This is a genomic window from Pseudomonas sp. H3_E07 (genome assembly GCF_054668895.1).
Window position 1 is genome coordinate 4,154,559 of sequence record NZ_CP162795.1, and the last position, 20,661, is coordinate 4,175,219.

Consider the following 20,661-nt stretch of genomic DNA (forward strand, 5'->3'; position numbering starts at 1 on the left):
GGGTCTTACTCCTCCATCGGCTCTGGTGAACGGGGCCTGACCAAAGGACTGCCGTTCTCATCCAGCCCGGCTGCGGCCACCGCTAAGTCGTCACCGGTCAGCAGGTAGTAGTGCCTGAGCGTATCCAGGCTCGATGCCGACAAGGGGTTGCCGCTGATGTCTGAGTCGGTGTCGAGCTGCGTGGCCAGCTGCAGAAAGTCTGCAGGAATCTCTTCGATCAAATTGTCGCTCAAGTCCAGGCTGCGCAACTCGTGCAAGGCGAACAGCCCTTGTGGGAGGTGGGTAATGTCGGTGTCTGGCAGGTACAGCGTTTCCAGTTCGGTCAGTTGACTGACGTCAGGCGTGAGGCCCAGCCGGTTGCCACCCAGGTCCAGGTACTCCAGTCCGCTCATCCATGACAGGGCGTGGACACTGGTGGGTGTCAAGCGGATAGCTGACTCGGTCAGGCTCAGGGCGTTGAGCGCTGGCAGGCTGAGTGCGGTGAGGGGAATTTCGCCCAGACTGAATCGTGTGATGACCAGGCTCCTGAGTTTGGGGAAGCATTTGAGCAGTCCGTCGATGCGGGTGGTGGTGCCATTGCCTTCTAGGTCGAGTGTTGTCACATGGTCGAACCGGGCGCTCAGTTCGGGCAGCTCGCCCAGTATCGGCATTTCAAAAGTCAGCTTATGGGTCGGCCGAACGTCGTCATTGTTGTCGTCCAGTTCGCTTTCGCGGCGCCAGGCTGCTTCAAGCACCGTTTTGAATGCACGGCGATTAAGCTGATCCTGTGCCCGCGTTTGTTCATCCAATGGTGTGTCCACGACGGGGTGCCGTTCTGGGACATTCACCACCCACTCTTCTAGGTCAGTGCGCAGTTGTGCGTATTCGGTTTCAAGTTGTTCGATGGCAGGCTCTGCCGCGTCCAGGTCACCGGGCAGCTCGAAAAAGAAGCGGCTGGCTTCGTGTTCGGTGAAGGTGGGGTACAGCGCTTTGATCCTTTCTCGCGACGTCGTCGGGGCATCGACGCGCCAATGCTCGCCAGTGCGTTGGCAATGGCGTTTGATCTGCATCAGCCCCGAGCGGTTCAGCGGGTTGCGGGAGAGGTCGAAGACGGCGGTTACTGAGTCGGGGAGCCTGAACGCGCTGTCGGGAATCTGGGTGATCAGGTTGTTGCTCAGGTTGACGCGTTGGCGCTCCACGGCCTTCAGCAGGCCGTCGGGGATTGCCGTCAAGCCGGTGTCTTCAAGTTCGATGCTGGTAAGTCTGGGGAGCGCGCTGAAATCCGGCAGTTGCCCCAGAGCGGTGTTATGGCTCAAGTCCAGTGTTGCCAGCTCGCTCAGCGTGGTGAGTGAGGCGGTACTCTCGGTTGATAAGGTGAGCGCGCAACGGGGCAGGCGCAAGGATGACAGTTGCGGCAGGTCCCATACCGAAGCAGGGATATCGCCCATTACATACCCCTCGATGAATAAGTGGTTAAGGGTCGGGAATCCTCTGAAAAAAAGCGGCGACTGCAACGGGAATGGACCCTGCGCGCCCTTCAGGTGCAATGAAGACACGTGCCTGAACACGCCGCTGTCGAGTGACGGGAAGGTGCCAGTCACAGGCTGCGGGCTTTCCACGGTGAACGTGGAAATGGCCTGTGGGCCGCTCGTATCCAATGCACCTTCTCGGCGCCAGCACGCTTGGAGTTCCTCTTTGAAATCCACTCGCCGGGCTTGCTCCTCCGGTGCGGGGACCTGTCGTGCCCATGTATCAAGCCCGTCGGACAGGTTGGCATATTCGACTTCCAGCCGTGCCAGTTCGATCTGACCTATTTCAATCGTGCCGGGCAGGCCAAAGAGAAAGCGGTTGACTTCGTTCACGCTAAAGTCGGGGAAGAGCGTGTTGACGCGCTGAATATCGATTGCCAGGGCATCGACTTCCCAATAGCGGCCTGTTCGTTGGTAATAACTTTTTACCTGCTCCAAGGTCGCTCGCGACAGGGGATTGCCCGAGAGGTCGAAGGTGGCCGAGGTGTCGGCGGGCAGGTCGAACAGCGCGGAAGGCAACTGTGTGATCCGGTTTCTGGACAGCACCGCCAGCTCCAGCGATGCTCGACTGAGCAGCCCGGCAGGGAGGTTGGAAATGCCGGTCTCGGACAGGTCCAGAGCGCGCAGATCAATCATGCGTTCAACGCTCGGAGACAATCCCAGCGGGTTGCTGTACAGGTCCAGGGTTCGAAGTCTATTCATGGCTGTCAGGGTATTCAGGCTATCGGGTGTCAGGGTGATGCCGCAGTTGCTAAGGATCAACGTGTTGAGGCGCGGCATTGCGCTGAGAGTGGCTGGCAGCTGACCCAGTTGGGCATGGGTGATGCTGAGGTGGCGAATGTTCGGAAAGCTGCGCAAAAAAACATCGATATTAGTCAGTGCAGACTGGTTGCCACTGAGTTCAAGGTAGGAAATATGCTCGAAATTGGCCGGCAGCGCCGGTAGCTCTCCATACAAAATGGCGTGCGATTTGAGTGTTTGACCGTTTTGGCTGGGATGCTCGAAGTAGGCGTCTGTCTCGGTTTCCCGGCGCCAGGCGCGTAAGAGTTCACGCCAGAAAAGGATGCGGTTTTGCCGCATGTCACTGTATTCCTGACGGCCCATGCTCACCTCGGTGCCCGGATAGCTGTGCGGGGGGCGGGCGGCCCAGTCGGCCAGGGCACGATTCAGATGCTGAAACTCCTGGCGCAGGGCCGTTAATGTCGCAAAGGCTCCGCCCGGACGGCGCTCCAGCGTTTGGATCATCTCGCCGATCTGTTCATCGGTGTGGGCTGGATACAGTTCTCGTGCCAACGCCTGCAGGTCGGGCTGTTCGGCCGGTGCCGGCGGGTAGTTGTCCAAGCCCAGCAGGCGCAGGTGGGTGCGGGTGTCGGTGGGCGCGCGTGTGGGTTCGGCGGTGATCAGCGTACGCAACGGCGCGCGTTTCAGGGCATGGGTGCGCAGGGCCAGCCTTAAAGCGGGGCCTTGGCCGATGTGCAAGCCCAGGGCGTTGCGCTCGGCATCGGGGAGGGCCTGCAGCACCGCGTTGTACAGGTCGGTCGCGCCGGACAGTTCGCCGCTGTCGTCTTGCGGGGTGTAACGCCCGTCGGGCGAACGGACCAGGGTTCGTTTGATGCGTGCCTTCGGTTTGCCGATGGCATCCAGGAGGGCGGCCTCGGGCGTGGGGCTTCTGATCTCAATGCGCAGCTTTTTTCCTGCCCAGCCAGGCAATTTCTCCAGGGAGTGCAAGGCCAGTCGGTGGGTGTCGAGGGTCTCCGTCGAGTCGAGGTACAAACCGTCGTAGGCATGGTTCACCCTGGCTTCGTCCCGCAGCGATTGGGCCAACTCGCTCAAGCGCGCGGGGATCTTGCCTTCGTCAACGGCCTTGAGTTCCTGGCTGTTGGCGGTGTCCAGCAGGGCGTCGGCTGCGGTGAGCGGCAATCCGGGTGTGTTGTCTATCATGGCCTGTTGGCGAGGGGTGATAGGGCGCTCCAGCTGTTGGTAGCGGGTGTTGAACAATTCAGCTCGATGCAATTGGGCCCGCCCGGCCAGTTTTTTTCTGAGTTTAAGCGCGCGATTTTTCAGGGAGGTGACCGGGTCGCCGAATGCTTCCCCCAGCAAGGTTTTGCGTTGGGGCTCATCCAGGGCCTCCAGCAGCGTTTCCAGCACGACATCTTGTTTCAGCTGGGCTTCGTGTATCTGCACCACACTGGCGTTTTTTTCGCCGGGCAGCTCCCAGGCGGTTCTGCCGTTTGAGTCAAGGAAACGCAGGGTCTTGGCTTTTGGCCAAAGCTCCAGGTTGGCCAGCAGGTGCAGTTGGGACTGCGCATCGGCCCGTCGGTAAATCGCCGGATCATCGCTGTTCATTTGATCGATGAAGTCCTGCAACGCCTGGTCGATCCGGAAGCGATCAACGGTGTCGGTCAGCAAGGGGGGCGGCTGATGCTGGTTGACGTACATCTTGCGCAGCGCACCTTCGCGGGTGCCGCTGATACGACGAGCAGCGACCAACTGCTCATCACTGAGCCCGGCGGTTTTAGGGCCTTGACGTTTCATGAGGGTGGTGCTGTCCCAGCTTAGCGGCGTGTCCAGCTCGTTTAGCCAGGCGCCCTTGTCGTTGCTCAACAGGGGTGGGCGGTAGGCGTTGCTCCGGGTGGGATGTTGCAGGTAGCGCTGCTGGGTGACGGGATCGGTCTCGACCATGAAAGGTTTGTCCGCGAGCAGCAGGATGTTTTTACCGTTGTAGGCATGCAGCCCTTGGGCGTTTGGGTAGGAGTGGCTCGCCAGTCGGAGGTCGTGGGCGTAGGGCGCGAGGTCGGGTTTCCAGAGCCGCGTCTTGCCATTGGGTAGAGCGACAGGCTTGAAACTGTCGAAAAACTTTATGGCATCCGCGGGCAACAGCGTGCGCAGGGTGCTCGCGGCAATGGGCGCACCCGCGATGAACAGGCCCAGTTGTATCCCTTGCTCTACGAATGACAGCAAATGTGCGAACGCCTCGGTCACGTCGCCCACCGCCCAGTCAATGACCCATTCGAAGGCCTCGTCCAGCATTTGGTAGGCGCTGTAGCCAAGCATCAGCAAACCCACGGGCGGCACAAACGGGGCGACGATGAGCGCCGCGATTTGCAGGATCGCCGAGGCGACTTTCTGCACGATGGCCCAGCGCTCCCAGCGTACTCGCTGGTCGACGCTGGCGGTGGACACCGCGATGGCGCGGGCATCGCTGAACACCTTGCTGAGTTTTGTCTGAAACAAGTGGGTGAACAGATCCCCACTGATCGCAGTGGCGCGGAATGCCAGGTGCGGCTGGTCGATGGGTGTCTCGCGCCAGGACGGCAGTGGATCGCCGCGGGTGTGCGGGTGCCAGGTGACCTTGGACAGCCTGCGGTTGAGGTCGGCGAAGAAGAGGCCGCGTTCTTCGTGGCTGATGAAACGGCTGAAGAATTGTTGATACTCGGCGCTGCGCAGGTTGTTGCCTAGGGCGGTCATGAAGTCGACAAGAGTGGGGTACTGCTTGAGCGGTGCGTAAGGGTCATCGGGGATATAGGCGATAACGCCTACGGGATGCCGGCTGCCGATGTTCTCGGCAAACAGCACGATGCCGGTGAGCGCCGTCGACATGATGCTCAGGTTGTAGCACTGCAGTGGGTAGCAGGTGCTTGGGTTGTCGTCGGTGTTGAGCAGGCGCTGCAACCGTGTGACGGACTGATCATCGTGCAGATCGCCTTTCATCCAGGCCATTTGCAGCGCGACGTTCAAGTCTGCTGCCTGGCTGTGCTTGAGCTTCAATTGCAGGCTGGCCATGGCCAGCGGGTTGTTGAAGTCAAAGAACTGCTCAAGGTAGCGCTGGTACTTGGCGCCGATGTCCAGCTCGCGGCACAAAGCGGTGAACTGCGCCACCGTGATGCGTGTGTCGAGCGCAGTCAGCGTGTCGAATTGGCCGGTGCTGGTGGGCTTGGTGATGAAGCCGGATGACGCTTCAAATACCTCGCCGGCTTCGAAGTTGTGCAGGGCCGCGTCCAGCAATGACACAGTCCAGGTTCTTGCCGCGCCTGAGCGCACCGAGAACCATGGGATCGTCAGGGGAATATAAAGGCGCAGATACGTGGTCTCGACGTCACGTTCGATGCCAAAGCGCCGTTTGAGTAACTGCGCGAGCAGGGGCGCCCCGAATGCCTGCGGCGATTTCAGGGTGCCCATGGCCTGATCCACCTTGGATTGTGCCTCCCAGGCACGACTCACTCGGTTTTTCAGGGTGTCATGAGCGTCGGGGGACGCGGTTTTGTACCACAGCGGAATGCTTGGCTTAACGTTGTTCAGCGCTGTGCGCTTGGCCGAGGAAAGGGTGGGCAGCCACGCGGGCACGGCTTGCATGAGGATATCCTGGTGCAGGTCGCGATATGCCGACACGTCCGGGAGCTGAATGGGTGAGGTCACTGGAATACGCCTTTGCGTGATGAACAGGCGCAGTAGCAGAACAATTTCGGCCAGTCGGCCGGAGGTAGATAGATAGCCGGCTGCCGATTACATTGCCGCTATCCTGCCCGACCACCTGCCGCTGGGACACGCGAGCGTTTAAACTGCGCCATTGCGACGCTATTTGTCGCATTGGCGTAAACCCGCCAAAATCGCGGGTTGGCGCTATAAGAAGTTGTCGCTTGGCGGCAAGGCCGCGCTGAAAACTGTCCTTACAATCCCTGCATCGCCCGCCAGTTCCAGGCAGGCGTTCCTCTTCAGGAGACTCCGATGTCCGTTGAGCAAGCCCCGGTGCAACGTGCCGATTTCGACCAGGTCATGGTGCCTAACTACGCACCGGCTGCATTCATCCCTGTGCGTGGCGAAGGTTCGCGCGTATGGGACCAGGCGGGTCGCGAGCTGATCGACTTTGCCGGCGGCATCGCGGTCAACGTATTGGGCCATGCCCATCCGGCGCTGGTCGGTGCGCTGACCGAACAGGCCCACAAGCTGTGGCACGTCTCCAACGTCTTCACCAATGAGCCGGCCCTGCGCCTGGCCCACAAGCTGATCGGCGCCACCTTCGCCGAGCGTGTGTTCTTCTGCAACTCCGGCGCCGAGGCCAACGAGGCCGCGTTCAAGCTGGCCCGTCGCGTGGCGTTCGACCGTTTCGGCAGCGAGAAATACGAGATCATCGCGGCGCTCAACAGCTTCCATGGCCGTACCCTGTTCACCGTCAACGTCGGTGGGCAGTCCAAGTACTCCGATGGTTTCGGTCCTAAAATCACCGGTATCACCCACGTTCCTTATAACGACCTGGACGCGCTGAAAGCCGCCGTGTCGGATAAGACCTGCGCCGTTGTATTGGAACCGATCCAGGGCGAAGGCGGCGTGCTGCCGGCCGAACTGGCTTACCTGCAAGGCGCCCGCGACTTGTGCGACGCGAACAACGCGCTGCTGGTGTTCGACGAAGTGCAGACCGGCATGGGCCGCAGTGGCCACCTGTTCGCTTACCAGCACTACGGCGTGACCCCGGACATCCTCACCAGCGCCAAGAGCCTGGGCGGTGGTTTCCCGATCGCGGCAATGCTCACCACCGAAGCGTTGGCCAAGCACCTGGTGGTCGGCACCCACGGCACCACCTACGGCGGCAACCCGCTGGCGTGTGCGGTGGCCGAGGCGGTGATCGACGTGATCAACACCCCTGAAGTGCTGGCCGGCGTGAATGCCAAGCACGACCTGTTCAAGGCGCGCCTGGAGCAGATCGGCAAGCAGTACGGTATCTTCACCGAAGTGCGCGGCATGGGCCTGCTGCTCGGTTGCGTGCTGAGCGACGCGTTCAAGGGCAAGGCCAAGGACGTGTTCAACGCGGCCGAGAAAGAAAACCTGATGATCCTGCAAGCCGGCCCCGACGTGGTGCGTTTCGCGCCGAGCCTGGTGGTGGAAGACGCGGACATCAAGGAAGGCCTGGACCGTTTTGAACGTGCTGTGAAGACGTTGACGCAAGCCTGATGGACCGATCGGTGCCTGGTAATCCCGGTGCCGAACACAAATTTTGTATGCCGGATCCCTTGGTTGGAACGGTGGAGATCAAATGTGGGAGCGGGCTTGCTCGCGAATGCAGTGGTTCAGTCACCTCAAATGTTGAATGACACAGCGCTTTCGCGAGCAAGCCCGCTCCCACACTTGACCTCACCGTTTTCAAGATCGTGTCCGGCATTTTTTCCTGTGAGTTTTTCGAGTTAAGGAGTGACACCATGCTGGTGATGCGCCCCGCGCAAATGGCTGATCTGGGCGAGGTACAGCGTCTGGCTGCGGACAGCCCGATTGGTGTCACCTCCTTGCCGGACGATGTGGAACGACTGAGCGACAAGATCGCCGCCAGCGAAGCATCCTTCGCCGCAGAGGTCAGTTTCAACGGCGAAGAGAGTTATTTCTTCGTGCTCGAAGACACCGAGACCGGCAAGCTCGCCGGCTGCTCGGCCATCGTCGCGTCGGCTGGCTACTCGGAACCCTTCTACAGCTTCCGTAACGAGACCTTCGTGCACGCCTCCCGCGAGCTGAAGATCCACAACAAGATCCACGTGCTTTCCCAGTGCCACGACCTTACCGGCAACAGCCTGCTCACCAGTTTCTACGTGGTGCCGGAGCTGGTGGGGTCGCCGTGGTCGGAACTCAATTCCCGTGGCCGCCTGCTGTTCGTCGCCAGCCATCCCGAGCGCTTTGCCGACTCTGTGGTGACCGAGATCGTCGGCTACAGCGACGAGAACGGTGACTCGCCGTTCTGGGACGCCATCGGCCGCAACTTCTTCGACCTCAATTACGCCGCCGCCGAGCGCCTGTGCGGGCTGAAAAGCCGCACCTTCCTCGCCGAATTGATGCCGCATTACCCGATCTATGTGCCGCTGCTGCCGGACGAAGCCCAGGAAGCCATGGGCCAGGTGCACCCGCGTGCGCAGATCACCTTCGACATCCTCATGCGTGAAGGCTTCGAGACCGATCACTACATCGACATCTTCGACGGTGGCCCGACGCTGCATGCACGGGTCTCGGGCATTCGCTCGATTGCCCAGAGCCGCGTGGTGCCGGTGAAGATCGGTGAGATGGTCAAGGGTGTCGGCCGCCAGTATCTGGTGAGCAACGCACAGTTGCAGGATTACCGCGCGGTGATGCTGGAGCTGGACTATGCGCCCGGCAAGCCGGTGACGTTGGACCTCGCAGCGGCCGAAGCCCTGGGTGTTGGCGAAGGCGCGAGCGTGCGCCTGGTAGCGGTTTAAAAAGAGAGTTTCGCGGGTGGCTGACAACAGCGGCCCGTCTGAGGAGATAGCATGATCGTTCGTCCCGTACGCAGCAGCGATTTACCGGCCCTGATTGATCTGGCGCGCAGCACCGGCACTGGCCTCACCACCTTGCCGGCCAACGAGGAGCGCCTGACCCATCGGGTAGGCTGGGCCGAGAAAACCTTTCGCGGCGACGCCGGGCGTGGTGATGCCGACTACCTGTTCGTGCTGGAAAACGACGAAGGTCGCGTGGTGGGGATTTCCGCCATTGCCGGCGCCGTTGGCCTGCGTGAACCCTGGTACAACTTCCGGGTCGGCCTGACGGTCAGCGCCTCCCAGGAGCTGAATATCTACCGCGAGATCCCGACGCTGTTCCTGGCCAACGACCTCACCGGCAATTCCGAGCTGTGTTCGTTGTTCCTGCACGCGGATTACCGCACCGGCCTCAACGGCCGCATGCTGGCCAAGGCACGTCTGCTGTTTATCGCCGAATTGCCGCACCTGTTTGGCAACAAGATCATCGCCGAGATGCGCGGTGTGTCTAACGACGCCGGGCGTTCGCCGTTCTGGGAAAGCCTGGGTCGGCACTTCTTCAAGATGGAATTCAGCCAGGCCGATTACCTCACCGGTGTGGGCAACAAGGCGTTTATCGCCGAGCTGATGCCGAAGTTTCCCCTGTACAGCTGCTTCCTGTCCGAAGACGCGCGCAATGTGATCGGCAAGGTCCACCCGGACACTGAGCCCGCCTTGAGCATGCTCAAGAGCGAAGGCTTCAGCTACCAGGGCTATGTCGACATCTTCGACGCGGGACCTGCGGTGGAGTGTGAAACCACCAAGATCCGCGCCGTGCGTGACAGCCAATCGCTGGTGCTGGCCATCGGCACGCCGGGGGACGATGCCACGCCGTTCCTGATCCATAACCGCAAGCGTGAAGAGTGCCGCATTACCGCCGCACCGGCCCGTCTGGCGGCAGGCACGCTGGTGGTCGATCCACAGACCGCCAAGCGCCTGCAACTGGTGGTGGGTGATCAAGTGCGTGCCGTTCCGTTGTCCGCTGCTCGGGAGTCGAAATAATGAATTCGTTGTATATCGCAGGGAGCTGGCTGGCCGGCCAGGGTGAACTGTTTGAATCGCGCAACCCGGTGACCCAGCAGGTGCTGTGGGCCGGCAATGGCGCCACCGCCGAGCAGGTCGAATCCGCTGTGCAGGCCGCACGCCAGGCGTTCCCTGCGTGGGCCAAGCGTCCGCTGGAAGAGCGCATCAGTGTGCTGGAGGCCTTCGCTGCCACCCTGAAAAGCCGTGCCGACGATATCGCCCGTTGCATCGGGGAAGAAACCGGCAAGCCGCTGTGGGAGTCGGCCACCGAAGTCACCAGCATGGCGAACAAGATCGCGATCTCGGTGCAAAGCTACCGTGAGCGTACCGGCGAGAAGAGCGGCCCCCTGGGCGACGCCACTGCGGTGTTGCGCCACAAGCCGCACGGTGTGGTGGCAGTGTTTGGCCCGTACAACTTCCCTGGCCACTTGCCGAACGGGCATATCGTCCCGGCCTTGCTGGCGGGCAATACCGTGCTGTTCAAGCCGAGCGAGCTGACCCCCAAGGTTGCCGAGCTGACCGTGCAGTGCTGGATCGAAGCCGGATTGCCGGCAGGCGTATTGAACCTGCTGCAAGGCGCGCGGGAAACCGGCATCGCGTTGGCGGCCAACCCAGGTATCGACGGGTTGTTCTTCACCGGTTCCAGCCGTACCGGCAATCATCTGCATCAGCAATTCTCCGGGCGTCCGGACAAGATCCTGGCCCTGGAAATGGGCGGCAACAACCCGCTCGTGGTCGACGAAGTGGCCGACGTGGATGCAGCGGTCTACACCATCATCCAGTCGGCGTTTATCTCTGCCGGCCAGCGCTGCACCTGTGCGCGCCGCTTGCTGGTGCCGGAAGGCGCCTGGGGCGACGCATTGCTGGCGCGCCTGGTGGCGGTCAGCTCGACCATCGAGGTGGGCGCATTTGATCAGCAACCCGCGCCGTTCATGGGCTCGGTGATCTCCCTCGCAGCGGCCAAGGCCTTGATGGACGCTCAGGAACTGATGTTGGCCAATGGCGCCGTGGCGTTGCTGGAGATGACCCAGCCCCAGGACCAGGCCGCGTTGCTGACCCCTGGCATCATCGACGTGACCGGCGTCACCGAGCGCGAAGACGAGGAGCTGTTCGGCCCGTTGTTGCAGGTGATCCGCTACGCTGATTTTGAAGCGGCGATTGCCGAGGCCAACAACACCCAGTACGGCCTGGCCGCTGGTTTGTTGTCCGACTCCGAAGCGCGCTACCAGCAGTTCTGGCTGGAAAGCCGCGCCGGTATCGTCAACTGGAACAAACAGCTGACCGGCGCCGCCAGTACCGCGCCGTTCGGTGGGGTGGGGGCGTCGGGCAACCATCGCGCCAGTGCGTATTACGCCGCGGATTACTGCGCGTACCCGGTGGCCTCGCTTGAGACCCCGAGCCTGGTATTGCCAGCCACGCTGACCCCGGGCATAACACTGGTCTAAAAATGTGGAAGCGGGCTTGCTCGCGAATGCGGTCTGTCAGTTGATGTATGAGGTGACTGGTGCACCGCTTTCGCGAGCAAGCCCGCTCCCGCATTGGATCTTTGGTGTGCTGAAGATTGCCTATAAAAACAGATGTTCGTGGAGCCTCGCCGATGAAATCCTATGAAGTCAATTTTGACGGTCTAGTGGGGCCGACCCATAACTACGGCGGCTTGTCCTTCGGCAACGTCGCGTCCCAGAGCAACAGCCAACAGCATTCCAACCCCAAGGAAGCGGCGTTGCAGGGCCTGCAAAAGATGAAAGCCCTGATGGACATGGGCTTTGTCCAAGGTGTGTTGGCGCCTCAGGAACGTCCTGATGTGGCTGCCTTGCGCAACCTGGGTTTCAGCGGCAGCGACGCCCAAGTGATCCAGCAGGCGGCCAAGGATGCGATGCCATTGCTGGTCGCGAGCTGCTCGGCGTCGAGCATGTGGGTAGCCAACGCCGCCACCGTCAGCCCAAGTGCCGACACCTTTGACGGGCGCGTGCATTTCACCGCCGCCAACCTCAACTGCAAGTACCACCGCAGCATCGAACACCCGACCACCAGTCGCGTGCTGGGGGCGATGTTTGCCGATGATAAACACTTCGCCCACCACGCCGCGTTGCCGGCCGTGGCGCAATTCGGTGATGAAGGCGCGGCCAACCACACACGCTTCTGCCGTGAATATGGCGAGGCGGGCGTCGAATTCTTCGTGTTTGGTCGTAGCGCGTTCGATCCCCGTTACCCGGCGCCGCAGAAATACCCTGCTCGCCAGACGCTTGAGGCGTCTCAAGCCGTCGCACGTTTGCATGGCCTGAAAGATGACGGCGTGGTGTACGCCCAGCAGAACCCGGCGGTGATCGATGCCGGTGTGTTCCATAACGACGTGATCGCAGTGGGTAACGGTGAAGTGCTGTTCTATCATGAGGATGCCTTTCTCAATACCGAACAGATGCTCGCCGAACTGCAAGGCAAACTGGGCAAGTTGGGCGGTAACTTCCAGTCCGTCTGCGTACCCCGCGCTCAGGTCAGTGTCGAAGACGCGGTACGTTCCTACCTGTTCAACAGCCAGTTGCTGAGCCGCGCCGACGGCTCGATGCTGCTGATCGTGCCGGAAGAATGCCGCGCCAACGAGCGCGTCTGGCAGTACTTGCAAAGCCTGACCGCGACCGGTGGCCTGATCCGTGAAGTGAAGGTGTTCGACCTCAAGCAAAGCATGCAGAACGGCGGTGGCCCGGCGTGCCTGCGTTTACGTGTGGCGTTGAATGAAACGGAACTGGCGGCGGTGAATCCAGGCGTTATCATGACCGCGCCGTTGTACGACACGCTCACCCAGTGGGTCGACAAGCACTACCGCGACAGCCTGCGCGAAACCGACCTGGCAGACCCGCAATTGCTGTTGGAGTGCCGGACGGCATTGGATGAACTGACGCAAATCCTTAAACTGGGCTCGGTTTATCCTTTCCAGATCAATTAACGCCACCTTCTTTTACGACCTATGGCTGAGAGCTAATTTATGACCACCGACACCCTGAAACTGATTCTTGAAGACACCGACGGCACCCAGCTGGAAACCTCCTGCACCCGCGTCGCCGTGGTCTGGCAGGGCAAGGAAATCTGGATCCAGCACGATGGCCGTGGCCAACTGCTGATCGGCGTGGACGTGGAAGAAGGCGATGCCGAGTACGCCAACCTGCTGATGCGTCCACTGGCCACCAACCTGATGAGCCTGCAACTGGAAATGGAACCGGCCGACGTTGAAGGTGATGACGACGATCACGTCCACGGCCCAGGCTGCAACCACTAAGGAAGCTGCGTATGCTCGCCCTTGGCAAACTGCTTGAACTGACCCTCGCCGGTCGCGAACCGGCGCAAAAAATTCAACTGACTGTCGACGGCGTGCAGATGCGCTGGCTCAGCGAGGGCGCGCTTGAAGTGCGCCCGCCTGAGGCGAAGGACAACGGCAGCGACCTGCTGCTGTCGTCCGGCATCCATGGCAACGAAACCGCGCCGATCGAGCTGCTCGACCGCCTGTTGCATGGCATTGCCCGAGGGGAGATCAAGCCCCGCACCCGTATTCTGTTCCTGTTCGGCAACCCTGAGGCCATGCGCCGCGGCGAGCGTTACCTCGAACTGGACGTCAACCGGCTGTTCAACGGCCGTCATGAAAAAAACATCGGTCCCGAAGCCATGCGCGCCGCCGAGCTGGAGCAATTGGCCCGCAGCTTCTTCAGCCTGCCTGGCCGTTCGCGCCTGCATTACGACCTGCACACCGCCATCCGTGGCTCGAAGATCGAACAGTTCGCCCTGTACCCCTGGAAGGACGGTCGCCAGCATTCTCGCCACCAGTTGGCACGCCTGAACGCTGCCGGCATGCAAGCGGTGCTGCTGCAGAACAAGACCTCGATCACCTTCACTGCGTTTACCTATGAGCAACTCGACGCTGAGGCCTTTACCCTGGAACTGGGCAAGGCGCGGCCGTTCGGGCAGAACCAGGGCGTGGACGTCTTTCGCCTGGAAACCCGCCTGAAGCAGCTCATCGAAGGCACCGAGCCCGAAACCGAGAGTCTGGATGGCCTGCAACTGTTTGCCGTCTCCCGTGAAGTCATCAAGCACAGCGATGCCTTCCTGATGCACCTGCCCGCCGATGTCGAAAACTTCTCGCCGTTGGCCCAGGGCTACCTGTTGGCCGAAGACGTGGCCAAGACCCGCTGGGTGATCGAGGAGGAGGATGCGCGCATTATCTTCCCCAACCCGAAGGTGAAGAATGGCTTGCGCGCGGGCATCCTGATTGTGCCGACCACCGAGGCAGGCCTGGCTTAAAGCGCATGCCTGGACGATGAGCGCAGGTTTCAGAGGGTGTAGTGCTCACTCAGCAAGCGCGGCGGCAAGCCCAACTCCCTGCGCAAGCCGTTCTCGCTGAACGGTTCGGGGTTGGTCGTGGTTGGGGCGGTGGCCGGGTCGTTATCGAAGTCGAACGGTTCGGCGGACGTTGGCAGGCCCAGGGCTTGAAGTTCTTCGTTGGAAACCTGAATACGTGCTTGGTTGCCGTCCGCGGCCGCCTCACTGAACCCGTGCAGTCGCGTGCCGGTAATGTGGTTATACGCGTGGCATAGCTGGTGGAACAGCGCGATGATGCTGGGTTGATGGGAGCGGGTGTCAGTGGTGTTCAACCCTATTTGCCCTCCATAAGAGGGCGTGCCTGGATGGCCATTCTCTATAAACGCACCGTCGCGGGTCGCGGGGTCAGCGCTGAACCTGGTGGATGGCGTGTCACTGAGCTCATTGATCGCAACCGGGATACCACTCTCGAGCGCCGCCATCTGCAGCACGGCCAGCAGTTGTCGGCCGGTCGGGGAAGTGTTCAGCAGCCGCAGGTCATCGTTGATGCGCTCAACGAACTGCGGGCTACCTACGACCGTCACTCCGCTCTCCTGGATATTCCCGGGCTCGACCTGAAGGTTGCCCGTCGCCGGTTCGCCAGGGGCAAACGCGTTCAGTCTGTCCCACTCCTCTGATGAGGTCGGGAACTTGATGGACAGCTCGGTCAGGAGGCTGTGGTACGTCATGTCATCAGGCTTGAGCAAGGTGACTTCATTCCTTCCTTCACCGGCAAAAATGACGTTGGTAGCGTCGCCGGCTTCGATGTGGTCGTCGCCTGGGCCGCCACTGAGAATGCTGTGGCCGTGGCCGCCGATGATGAAGTCATTGCCGTCGCCACCATCGATGAAGGAGGCGCCGGCGGCGACTATTTCATCGTCCCCTGGACCACCATACGCAGTGATGTTGGCATCAAACTTCGCCTGGATCATATCGTCGCCGGGCCCGGTTTCGATATGGCTCGACCCTTGGAAGACCGTCACGCTGTCATGACCCGGTCCGGTAGAAATGTTGGCAAGGGGAGCAGTGCTGATCACAAAGTCGTTGCCTTCGCCGGTGTCAACGATGACGGGGTTTTCGATCCTGTCATCGATCTGCACAACGTCTGAGCCGCCCTGAGTGATGACCACCAACGCCTGATCCCGGCTGGCGGGGATGATGCAGTACTTTGCGTCGTTGACCTCAAGCGTGACGGTCGTGGACGGCAGCGCGGCGTGTGACCGGTTGACGGCAATCGTGTGAATCGCCCCCGATTCGGGCACATACTTTCGCAGAACAATGACGTCATCGTGGTCCTGCGTGGTGACTATCAGTTGATCCGCATCTGCGCTCACCCTGCGTTCGATCGTCAGTTGGTTGCTCGAATGCAGCAGCACCTCAATGCTCCCCTGTGCGTCAGGATGCTCGTTATTGCTGGGGGGGACAGGTCTCTGCCCCCAGGCTGCCCCATGAATGATCTGGAATCCCTGGGCGGTTATCTGGTTTATTTCCAGTTCGTATTGGCCTGCAATGGTCATGCGAAGATCTCCCTATCTAACAAGTAATGTCGCCGGTACGGCGCGTCAGCGTTACTAAATAGAAAGGCGCAGGGGGCAGGGGGGTAATTAATTAGTGCGAAGCCAGACCCCAATAAAAAAACGCCCCGGCAAGAGCACTTGCCGGGGCGTTTCTTTGACGGGCTGAGGGGGTCAGACGGCCAGTTTTTGCTCACTGCGACGGATCGCGCGCACCTTGTGCAGCGTGTCGGCGCAGGTACGTGCAGCTTCCTGGCCTTTGTGCACAAAGTGCTCGTAGAAGAAGGTCTGGTGTTCGCTGCCGGCGTGGAAGTGATGCGGGGTCAGGGACACCGAGAACACCGGCACTTCGGTTTCCAGCTGAACCTGCATCAGGCCGCTCACCACCGATTGGGCAACGAATTCGTGGCGGTAGATGCCACCGTCGACCACCAGTGCGGCAGCAACGATGCCGGCGTAGCGACCGGTCTTGGCAAGCAGCTTGGCGTGCAGGGGCATTTCAAAGGCGCCGCCGACTTCGAAGAAATCGATGTCCGATTCCTGGTAGCCCTGGGCGATCATTTCGGCGAGGAAGCCTTTGCGCGATTGGTCGACAATATCCTTGTGCCAGCAGGCCTGGATAAACGCGACGCGCTCGCCGTGGTGGTTTTTGCTTTTGCTATCGATTGCGGTAGGTTGCATGTTCTGACTCCTGTTTAAGAAAAAAACAGGGCGTTATGAATCGAATGGGATTTAAGGGTACGCGAACACAATAGGTGCGCGGCCCTTAGGTGCCAATCCCGTTCTCTCTTCATCCGGACTATGACCGTCGGCCCCGGGATCACACCGGGTCTGCTGACCTTGCCGCCGTCCTGCATGAGCAGTTCGAGGCGCCAAGCGCTCGCGGGCTATACACATTGCGTGTAATTACCGCCGGTGGGGAATTGCACCCCGCCCTGAGAACGTTGCCGCCAGAACCCTGGCGGCGGAGAGTTTTTAACATGGTTTTTCAAAAACTGCACGATCGCTGTATCGATAAGCTATATCGGTTTGTTTGGTTGGTATTCGATTGAGCAACGATGGGGCTTGATATTCCGAGGCTTTGCCCGCAGTAATCATCGATACAAGAAATTTAATACTTCTCAGAGGCTTGTTTCATGTCTGTGATCGACCTGCGCAGCGACACCGTGACCCAACCCACCCCCGGCATGCGGGACGCGATGGCCACCGCCGTCAGCGGCGATGACGTGTATGGCGAGGACCCCAGCGTCAATCGCCTCGAAGCCGAACTGGCCAAGCGCCTGGGCTTTGCCGCCGCCTTGTTCGTGCCGACGGGCACCATGAGCAACCTGTTGGCGTTGATGGCCCACTGTGAGCGCGGCGAGGAGTACATCGTCGGTCAGCAGGCCCATACCTACAAATACGAAGGCGGTGGCGCGGCGGTGCTCGGTTCGATCCAGCCGCAACCACTGGAAGTGCAGGCCGATGGTTCGCTGGACCTGGACCAGGTGCTCGCGGCGATCAAGCCCGACGACTTCCATTTCGCCCGCACCCGTTTGCTGGCGCTGGAAAACACCATGCAAGGCAAGGTATTGCCGCTGGATTACCTGGCAAAGGCGCGGGCGTTCACCCGTGAGCATGACCTGGCCCTGCATCTGGATGGCGCGCGGCTCTACAACGCGGCGGTCAAGCTGGGGGTGGATGCGCGCGAGATCGCCCAACATTTCGATTCGGTGTCGGTGTGCCTGTCCAAAGGCCTGGGCGCACCGATTGGCTCGGTGTTGTGCGGTTCCACGGCGTTGATCGCCAAGGCCCGGCGCCTGCGCAAGATGGTGGGCGGTGGCATGCGCCAGGCCGGTTCACTGGCGGCGGCCGGGTTGTACGCCTTGGATCATCAGGTTCAGCGTCTTGCGGAGGATCACGCCAATGCCCACTGGCTGGGCGACGCCTTGCGCCAGGCCGGTTATGAGGTGGAGCCCGTGCAGACCAACATGGTCTATGTGCAGATCGGTGACCAGGCCCAGGCCTTGAAGGCGTTTGCCGCCGAACGCGGTATCACGTTGAGCGCCGCCCCGCGCCTGCGCATGGTCACGCATTTGGATGTCAGTCGGGCGCAGATCGAGCGCGTCGCGCAGACATTCGTCGAATTTTCGCGGAAATGACAGTGCAGACCGTCTAATTGAACGTTTCAATCGTATAAACACGCTGTACCACCGGCAAAGGGCCGATATAATGCGGCCCTTTGCCGTCGCTCCGTCTGATGATGTTGCGCACTGGCCTTTGGCCGCAGCCTCCGTGGAAGAACCTAATGAAAAGCGCAGAAATCCGTGAAGCCTTCCTTCGCTTCTTCGAAGAGCAAGGTCACACCCGTGTCGCCTCCAGCTCCTTGATCCCAGGCAATGACCCAACCCTGCTGTTCACCAACGCGGGGATGAACCAGTTCAAGGACTGCTTCCTGGGCCAGGAAAAGCGCGCGTACACCCGCGCCGTCAGCAGCCAGAAATGCGTCCGCGCCGGTGGCAAGCACAACGACCTGGAAAACGTCGGCTACACCGCCCGTCACCACACTTTTTTCGAAATGCTCGGCAACTTCAGCTTTGGCGATTATTTCAAGCAAGACGCGATCAACTTCGCCTGGACCTTCCTCACCGGCGTGCTGAAGCTGCCCAAGGAAAAACTCTGGGTTACCGTCTACGCCAGCGATGACGAGGCCTACGACATTTGGACCAAAGAAGTCGGCGTGCCGGCTGAGCGCATGGTGCGCATCGGTGACAACAAAGGCGCTCCATACGCCTCCGACAACTTCTGGACCATGGGCGATACCGGTCCGTGCGGCCCTTGCACCGAGATCTTCTACGACCACGGCGCCGACATCTGGGGCGGCCCACCGGGCTCGCCAGAGGAGGACGGCGACCGTTACATCGAGATCTGGAACAACGTGTTCATGCAGTTCAACCGCACCGCCGACGGCGTGTTGCATCCGTTGCCAGCGCCGTCGGTGGATACCGGTATGGGCCTGGAGCGGATCAGTGCGGTGATGCAGCACGTGCATTCCAACTACGAGATCGACCTGTTCCAAAGCCTGCTGGCCGCGGCGGCCAAGGCCATTGGTTGCACCAATGAAGACCAGGCCTCGCTGAAAGTCGTGGCTGACCATATCCGGTCCTGCGGCTTCCTGATTGCCGACGGCGTGCTGCCGTCCAACGAAGGCCGTGGCTATGTGCTGCGTCGCATCATCCGTCGTGCTTGCCGTCACGGTAACAAGCTGGGTGCCAACGGCAGCTTCTTCTATCAGATCGTCGCGGCCCTGGTGGCCGAGATGGGCGAAGCCTTCCCGGAACTCAAGCAGAACCAGGCGCATATCGAGCGCGTGCTCAAAGCTGAAGAAGAGCAGTTCGCCAAGACCCTGGAACAGGGCCTGAAGATCCTTGAGCAGGACCTTGCCAACCTGCAAGGCTCCGTCGTGCCGGGCGACGTAGTGTTCAAGCTCTACGACACCTACGGTTTCCCGATGGACTTGACCGGCGACATCGCCCGTGAGCGCAACCTGACCCTCGACGAGGAAGGTTTCGAACGCGAGATGGAAGCCCAGCGTGTGCGCGCACGTTCGGCCAGCTCGTTCGGCATGGACTACAACAGCCTGGTCAAGGTTGACGTGGCCACCGAATTCACCGGCTACAAGGCCACCCGTGGTGCGGCCAAAGTGGTTGCTCTCTATAAGGAAGGCCAGTCGGTCGACGTATTGAACGAAGGGGATGACGGCGTGGTGGTTCTGGACCAGACGCCGTTCTACGCCGAGTCCGGTGGCCAGATCGGCGACTGCGGTTTCCTTGAAGCCTCGTCCGGACGTTTTGACGTACGCGACACCACCAAGACGGGCGGCGCGTTCCTGCACCACGGTGTGTTGGCGTCGGGCAGCCTGACCGTCGGTTCGCCGGTCGAGGCGCAAGTGGACGCCGATGTGCGCCACGCCACCTCGCTGAACCATTCGGCCACGCACTTGCTGCACGCCGCGCTGCGCCAGGTACTGGGCGAGCACGTCCAGCAGAAAGGGTCGTTGGTCGACAGCCAGCGCCTGCGCTTCGACTTCAGCCACTTTGAAGCGATCAAGCCGGAGCAGATCAAGGCCCTGGAAGACATCGTCAACGCCGAGATTCGCAAGAACACTGCAGTCGAAACCGAAGAAACCGATATCGAGACCGCCAAGGCCAAGGGCGCCATGGCGCTGTTCGGCGAGAAGTACGGCGACAGCGTGCGCGTATTGAGCATGGGCGGCGATTTCTCGGTAGAACTGTGTGGCGGTATCCACGCCAACCGTACCGGCGACATCGCCCTGCTGAAGATCATCAGCGAAGGTGGCGTGGCGTCCGGTGTGCGTCGTATCGAGGCAGTCACCGGCGCTGCGGCCCTGGCCTACCTCAATGCGGCTGAAGAACAACTCAAGGAAGCGGCCAGCCTGGTCAAGGGCAGCCGCGACAACCTGATCGACAAACTGTCCGCTGTGCTGGAGCGCAACCGCGCGCTGGAGAAACAGCTGGAGCAGTTGCAAGCCAAGGCGGCCAGCGCGGCAGGCGACGATCTGTCGGCTTCTGCGGTGGACGTCAAGGATGTGAAAGTCCTGGCTGCACGCCTGGACGGTCAGGACGGCAAGGCGCTGTTGGCTTTGGTCGATCAGTTGAAGAACAAGCTCGGCCGCGCAGTGATCCTGCTCGGCGGTGTCCATGAGGATAAGGTCGTTCTGGTTGCCGGCGTAACCAAGGACCTGACTGGCCAACTCAAGGCCGGTGATTTGATGAAGCAAGCCGCCGCGGCAGTGGGCGGGAAGGGCGGTGGTCGTCCGGACATGGCGCAAGGCGGTGGTGTCGACGCCGGTGCCCTGGACGCAGCCCTGGCCCTGACCGTGCCATTTGTCGAGGCAGGTATTTAAGGCATTGTTAACCGGCCCGTGATCTAGTCACGGGCCTGTTCGGTGCTGGTTGATTGAATATTAGGCGCCCCTTTACG

Annotated in this window: 12 protein-coding genes and 1 riboswitch; of the genes, 9 read left to right on the forward strand and 3 right to left on the reverse strand. The window is 61.0% G+C overall.

Going from position 1 to position 20,661, the window contains the following annotated elements:
• Positions 1-5: 5 nt before the first annotated feature.
• The gene (locus AB4O08_RS19100; protein ID WP_460114276.1) at positions 6-5,924 is read right to left on the reverse strand and encodes a dermonecrotic toxin domain-containing protein; all 5,919 of its coding nucleotides are present in this window, start codon (positions 5,922-5,924) and stop codon (positions 6-8) included.
• Between the two features lie 309 nt (positions 5,925-6,233).
• Here AB4O08_RS19100 and AB4O08_RS19105 point away from each other — a divergent pair, with 309 nt between their 5' ends.
• From AB4O08_RS19105 to astE, 7 genes are all read left to right on the forward strand, one after another.
• A complete protein-coding gene (locus tag AB4O08_RS19105; RefSeq protein WP_460114277.1) occupies positions 6,234-7,454 on the forward strand; it encodes an aspartate aminotransferase family protein in 1,221 nt (406 codons plus the stop codon).
• Between the two features lie 245 nt (positions 7,455-7,699).
• Positions 7,700-8,719, forward strand: coding sequence for an arginine/ornithine succinyltransferase subunit alpha (gene aruF, locus AB4O08_RS19110; protein ID WP_003175655.1), 1,020 nt, complete (start codon positions 7,700-7,702; stop codon positions 8,717-8,719).
• Between the two features lie 51 nt (positions 8,720-8,770).
• The gene (astA, locus tag AB4O08_RS19115; RefSeq protein WP_460114278.1) at positions 8,771-9,796 is read left to right on the forward strand and encodes an arginine N-succinyltransferase; all 1,026 of its coding nucleotides are present in this window, start codon (positions 8,771-8,773) and stop codon (positions 9,794-9,796) included.
• Positions 9,793-11,262, forward strand: coding sequence for a succinylglutamate-semialdehyde dehydrogenase (astD, locus tag AB4O08_RS19120; RefSeq protein WP_162483030.1), 1,470 nt, complete (start codon positions 9,793-9,795; stop codon positions 11,260-11,262). Before astA ends, astD begins: the two co-directional genes overlap by 4 nt.
• 152 nt (positions 11,263-11,414) lie before the next feature.
• Entirely contained in the window at positions 11,415-12,761 is a 1,347-nt protein-coding gene (gene astB / locus AB4O08_RS19125; protein WP_010208320.1) for an N-succinylarginine dihydrolase, read from the forward strand.
• A 39-nt stretch (positions 12,762-12,800) separates the two neighbouring features.
• A complete protein-coding gene (locus AB4O08_RS19130) occupies positions 12,801-13,091 on the forward strand; it encodes a hypothetical protein (RefSeq protein WP_003214319.1) in 291 nt (96 codons plus the stop codon).
• A gap of 11 nt (positions 13,092-13,102) precedes the next feature.
• Positions 13,103-14,107 carry a succinylglutamate desuccinylase gene (astE, locus tag AB4O08_RS19135; RefSeq protein ID WP_460114279.1) on the forward strand — a complete coding sequence of 335 codons (1,005 nt, stop codon included), beginning with the start codon at positions 13,103-13,105 and terminating at the stop codon, positions 14,105-14,107.
• Positions 14,108-14,136: 29 nt separating this feature from the next.
• On the opposite strand, the gene AB4O08_RS19140 is transcribed toward astE, so the two are convergent.
• Positions 14,137-15,681 carry a M91 family zinc metallopeptidase gene (locus AB4O08_RS19140; RefSeq protein ID WP_205517883.1) on the reverse strand — a complete coding sequence of 515 codons (1,545 nt, stop codon included), beginning with the start codon at positions 15,679-15,681 and terminating at the stop codon, positions 14,137-14,139.
• Between the two features lie 171 nt (positions 15,682-15,852).
• Positions 15,853-16,359 carry a 6,7-dimethyl-8-ribityllumazine synthase gene (locus tag AB4O08_RS19145; RefSeq protein ID WP_010208324.1) on the reverse strand — a complete coding sequence of 169 codons (507 nt, stop codon included), beginning with the start codon at positions 16,357-16,359 and terminating at the stop codon, positions 15,853-15,855.
• Between the two features lie 96 nt (positions 16,360-16,455).
• Positions 16,456-16,625: riboswitch (FMN riboswitch) on the reverse strand.
• A gap of 189 nt (positions 16,626-16,814) precedes the next feature.
• On the opposite strand from AB4O08_RS19145, the gene ltaE reads away from it, so the two are divergent.
• A complete protein-coding gene (gene ltaE / locus AB4O08_RS19150) occupies positions 16,815-17,819 on the forward strand; it encodes a low-specificity L-threonine aldolase (RefSeq protein ID WP_029529053.1) in 1,005 nt (334 codons plus the stop codon).
• Between the two features lie 146 nt (positions 17,820-17,965).
• A complete protein-coding gene (alaS, locus tag AB4O08_RS19155) occupies positions 17,966-20,584 on the forward strand; it encodes an alanine--tRNA ligase (protein WP_021491469.1) in 2,619 nt (872 codons plus the stop codon).
• The last annotated feature ends 77 nt before the right edge of the window (positions 20,585-20,661 follow it).

Excerpts from the sequence above, each read along its gene's own strand:
- AB4O08_RS19105 (WP_460114277.1), top strand. The coding sequence starts at position 6,234 with ATGTCCGTTGAGCAAGCCCCGGTGCAACGTGCCGATTTCGACCAGGTC.
- aruF (WP_003175655.1), top strand. The coding sequence starts at position 7,700 with ATGCTGGTGATGCGCCCCGCGCAAATGGCTGATCTGGGCGAGGTACAG.
- astA (WP_460114278.1), top strand. The coding sequence starts at position 8,771 with ATGATCGTTCGTCCCGTACGCAGCAGCGATTTACCGGCCCTGATTGAT.
- astB (WP_010208320.1), top strand. The coding sequence starts at position 11,415 with ATGAAATCCTATGAAGTCAATTTTGACGGTCTAGTGGGGCCGACCCAT.
- AB4O08_RS19130 (WP_003214319.1), top strand. The coding sequence starts at position 12,801 with ATGACCACCGACACCCTGAAACTGATTCTTGAAGACACCGACGGCACC.
- astE (WP_460114279.1), top strand. The coding sequence starts at position 13,103 with ATGCTCGCCCTTGGCAAACTGCTTGAACTGACCCTCGCCGGTCGCGAA.
- AB4O08_RS19140 (WP_205517883.1), bottom strand. The coding sequence starts at position 15,681 with ATGACCATTGCAGGCCAATACGAACTGGAAATAAACCAGATAACCGCC.
- AB4O08_RS19145 (WP_010208324.1), bottom strand. The coding sequence starts at position 16,359 with ATGCAACCTACCGCAATCGATAGCAAAAGCAAAAACCACCACGGCGAG.
- ltaE (WP_029529053.1), top strand. The coding sequence starts at position 16,815 with ATGTCTGTGATCGACCTGCGCAGCGACACCGTGACCCAACCCACCCCC.
- alaS (WP_021491469.1), top strand. The coding sequence starts at position 17,966 with ATGAAAAGCGCAGAAATCCGTGAAGCCTTCCTTCGCTTCTTCGAAGAG.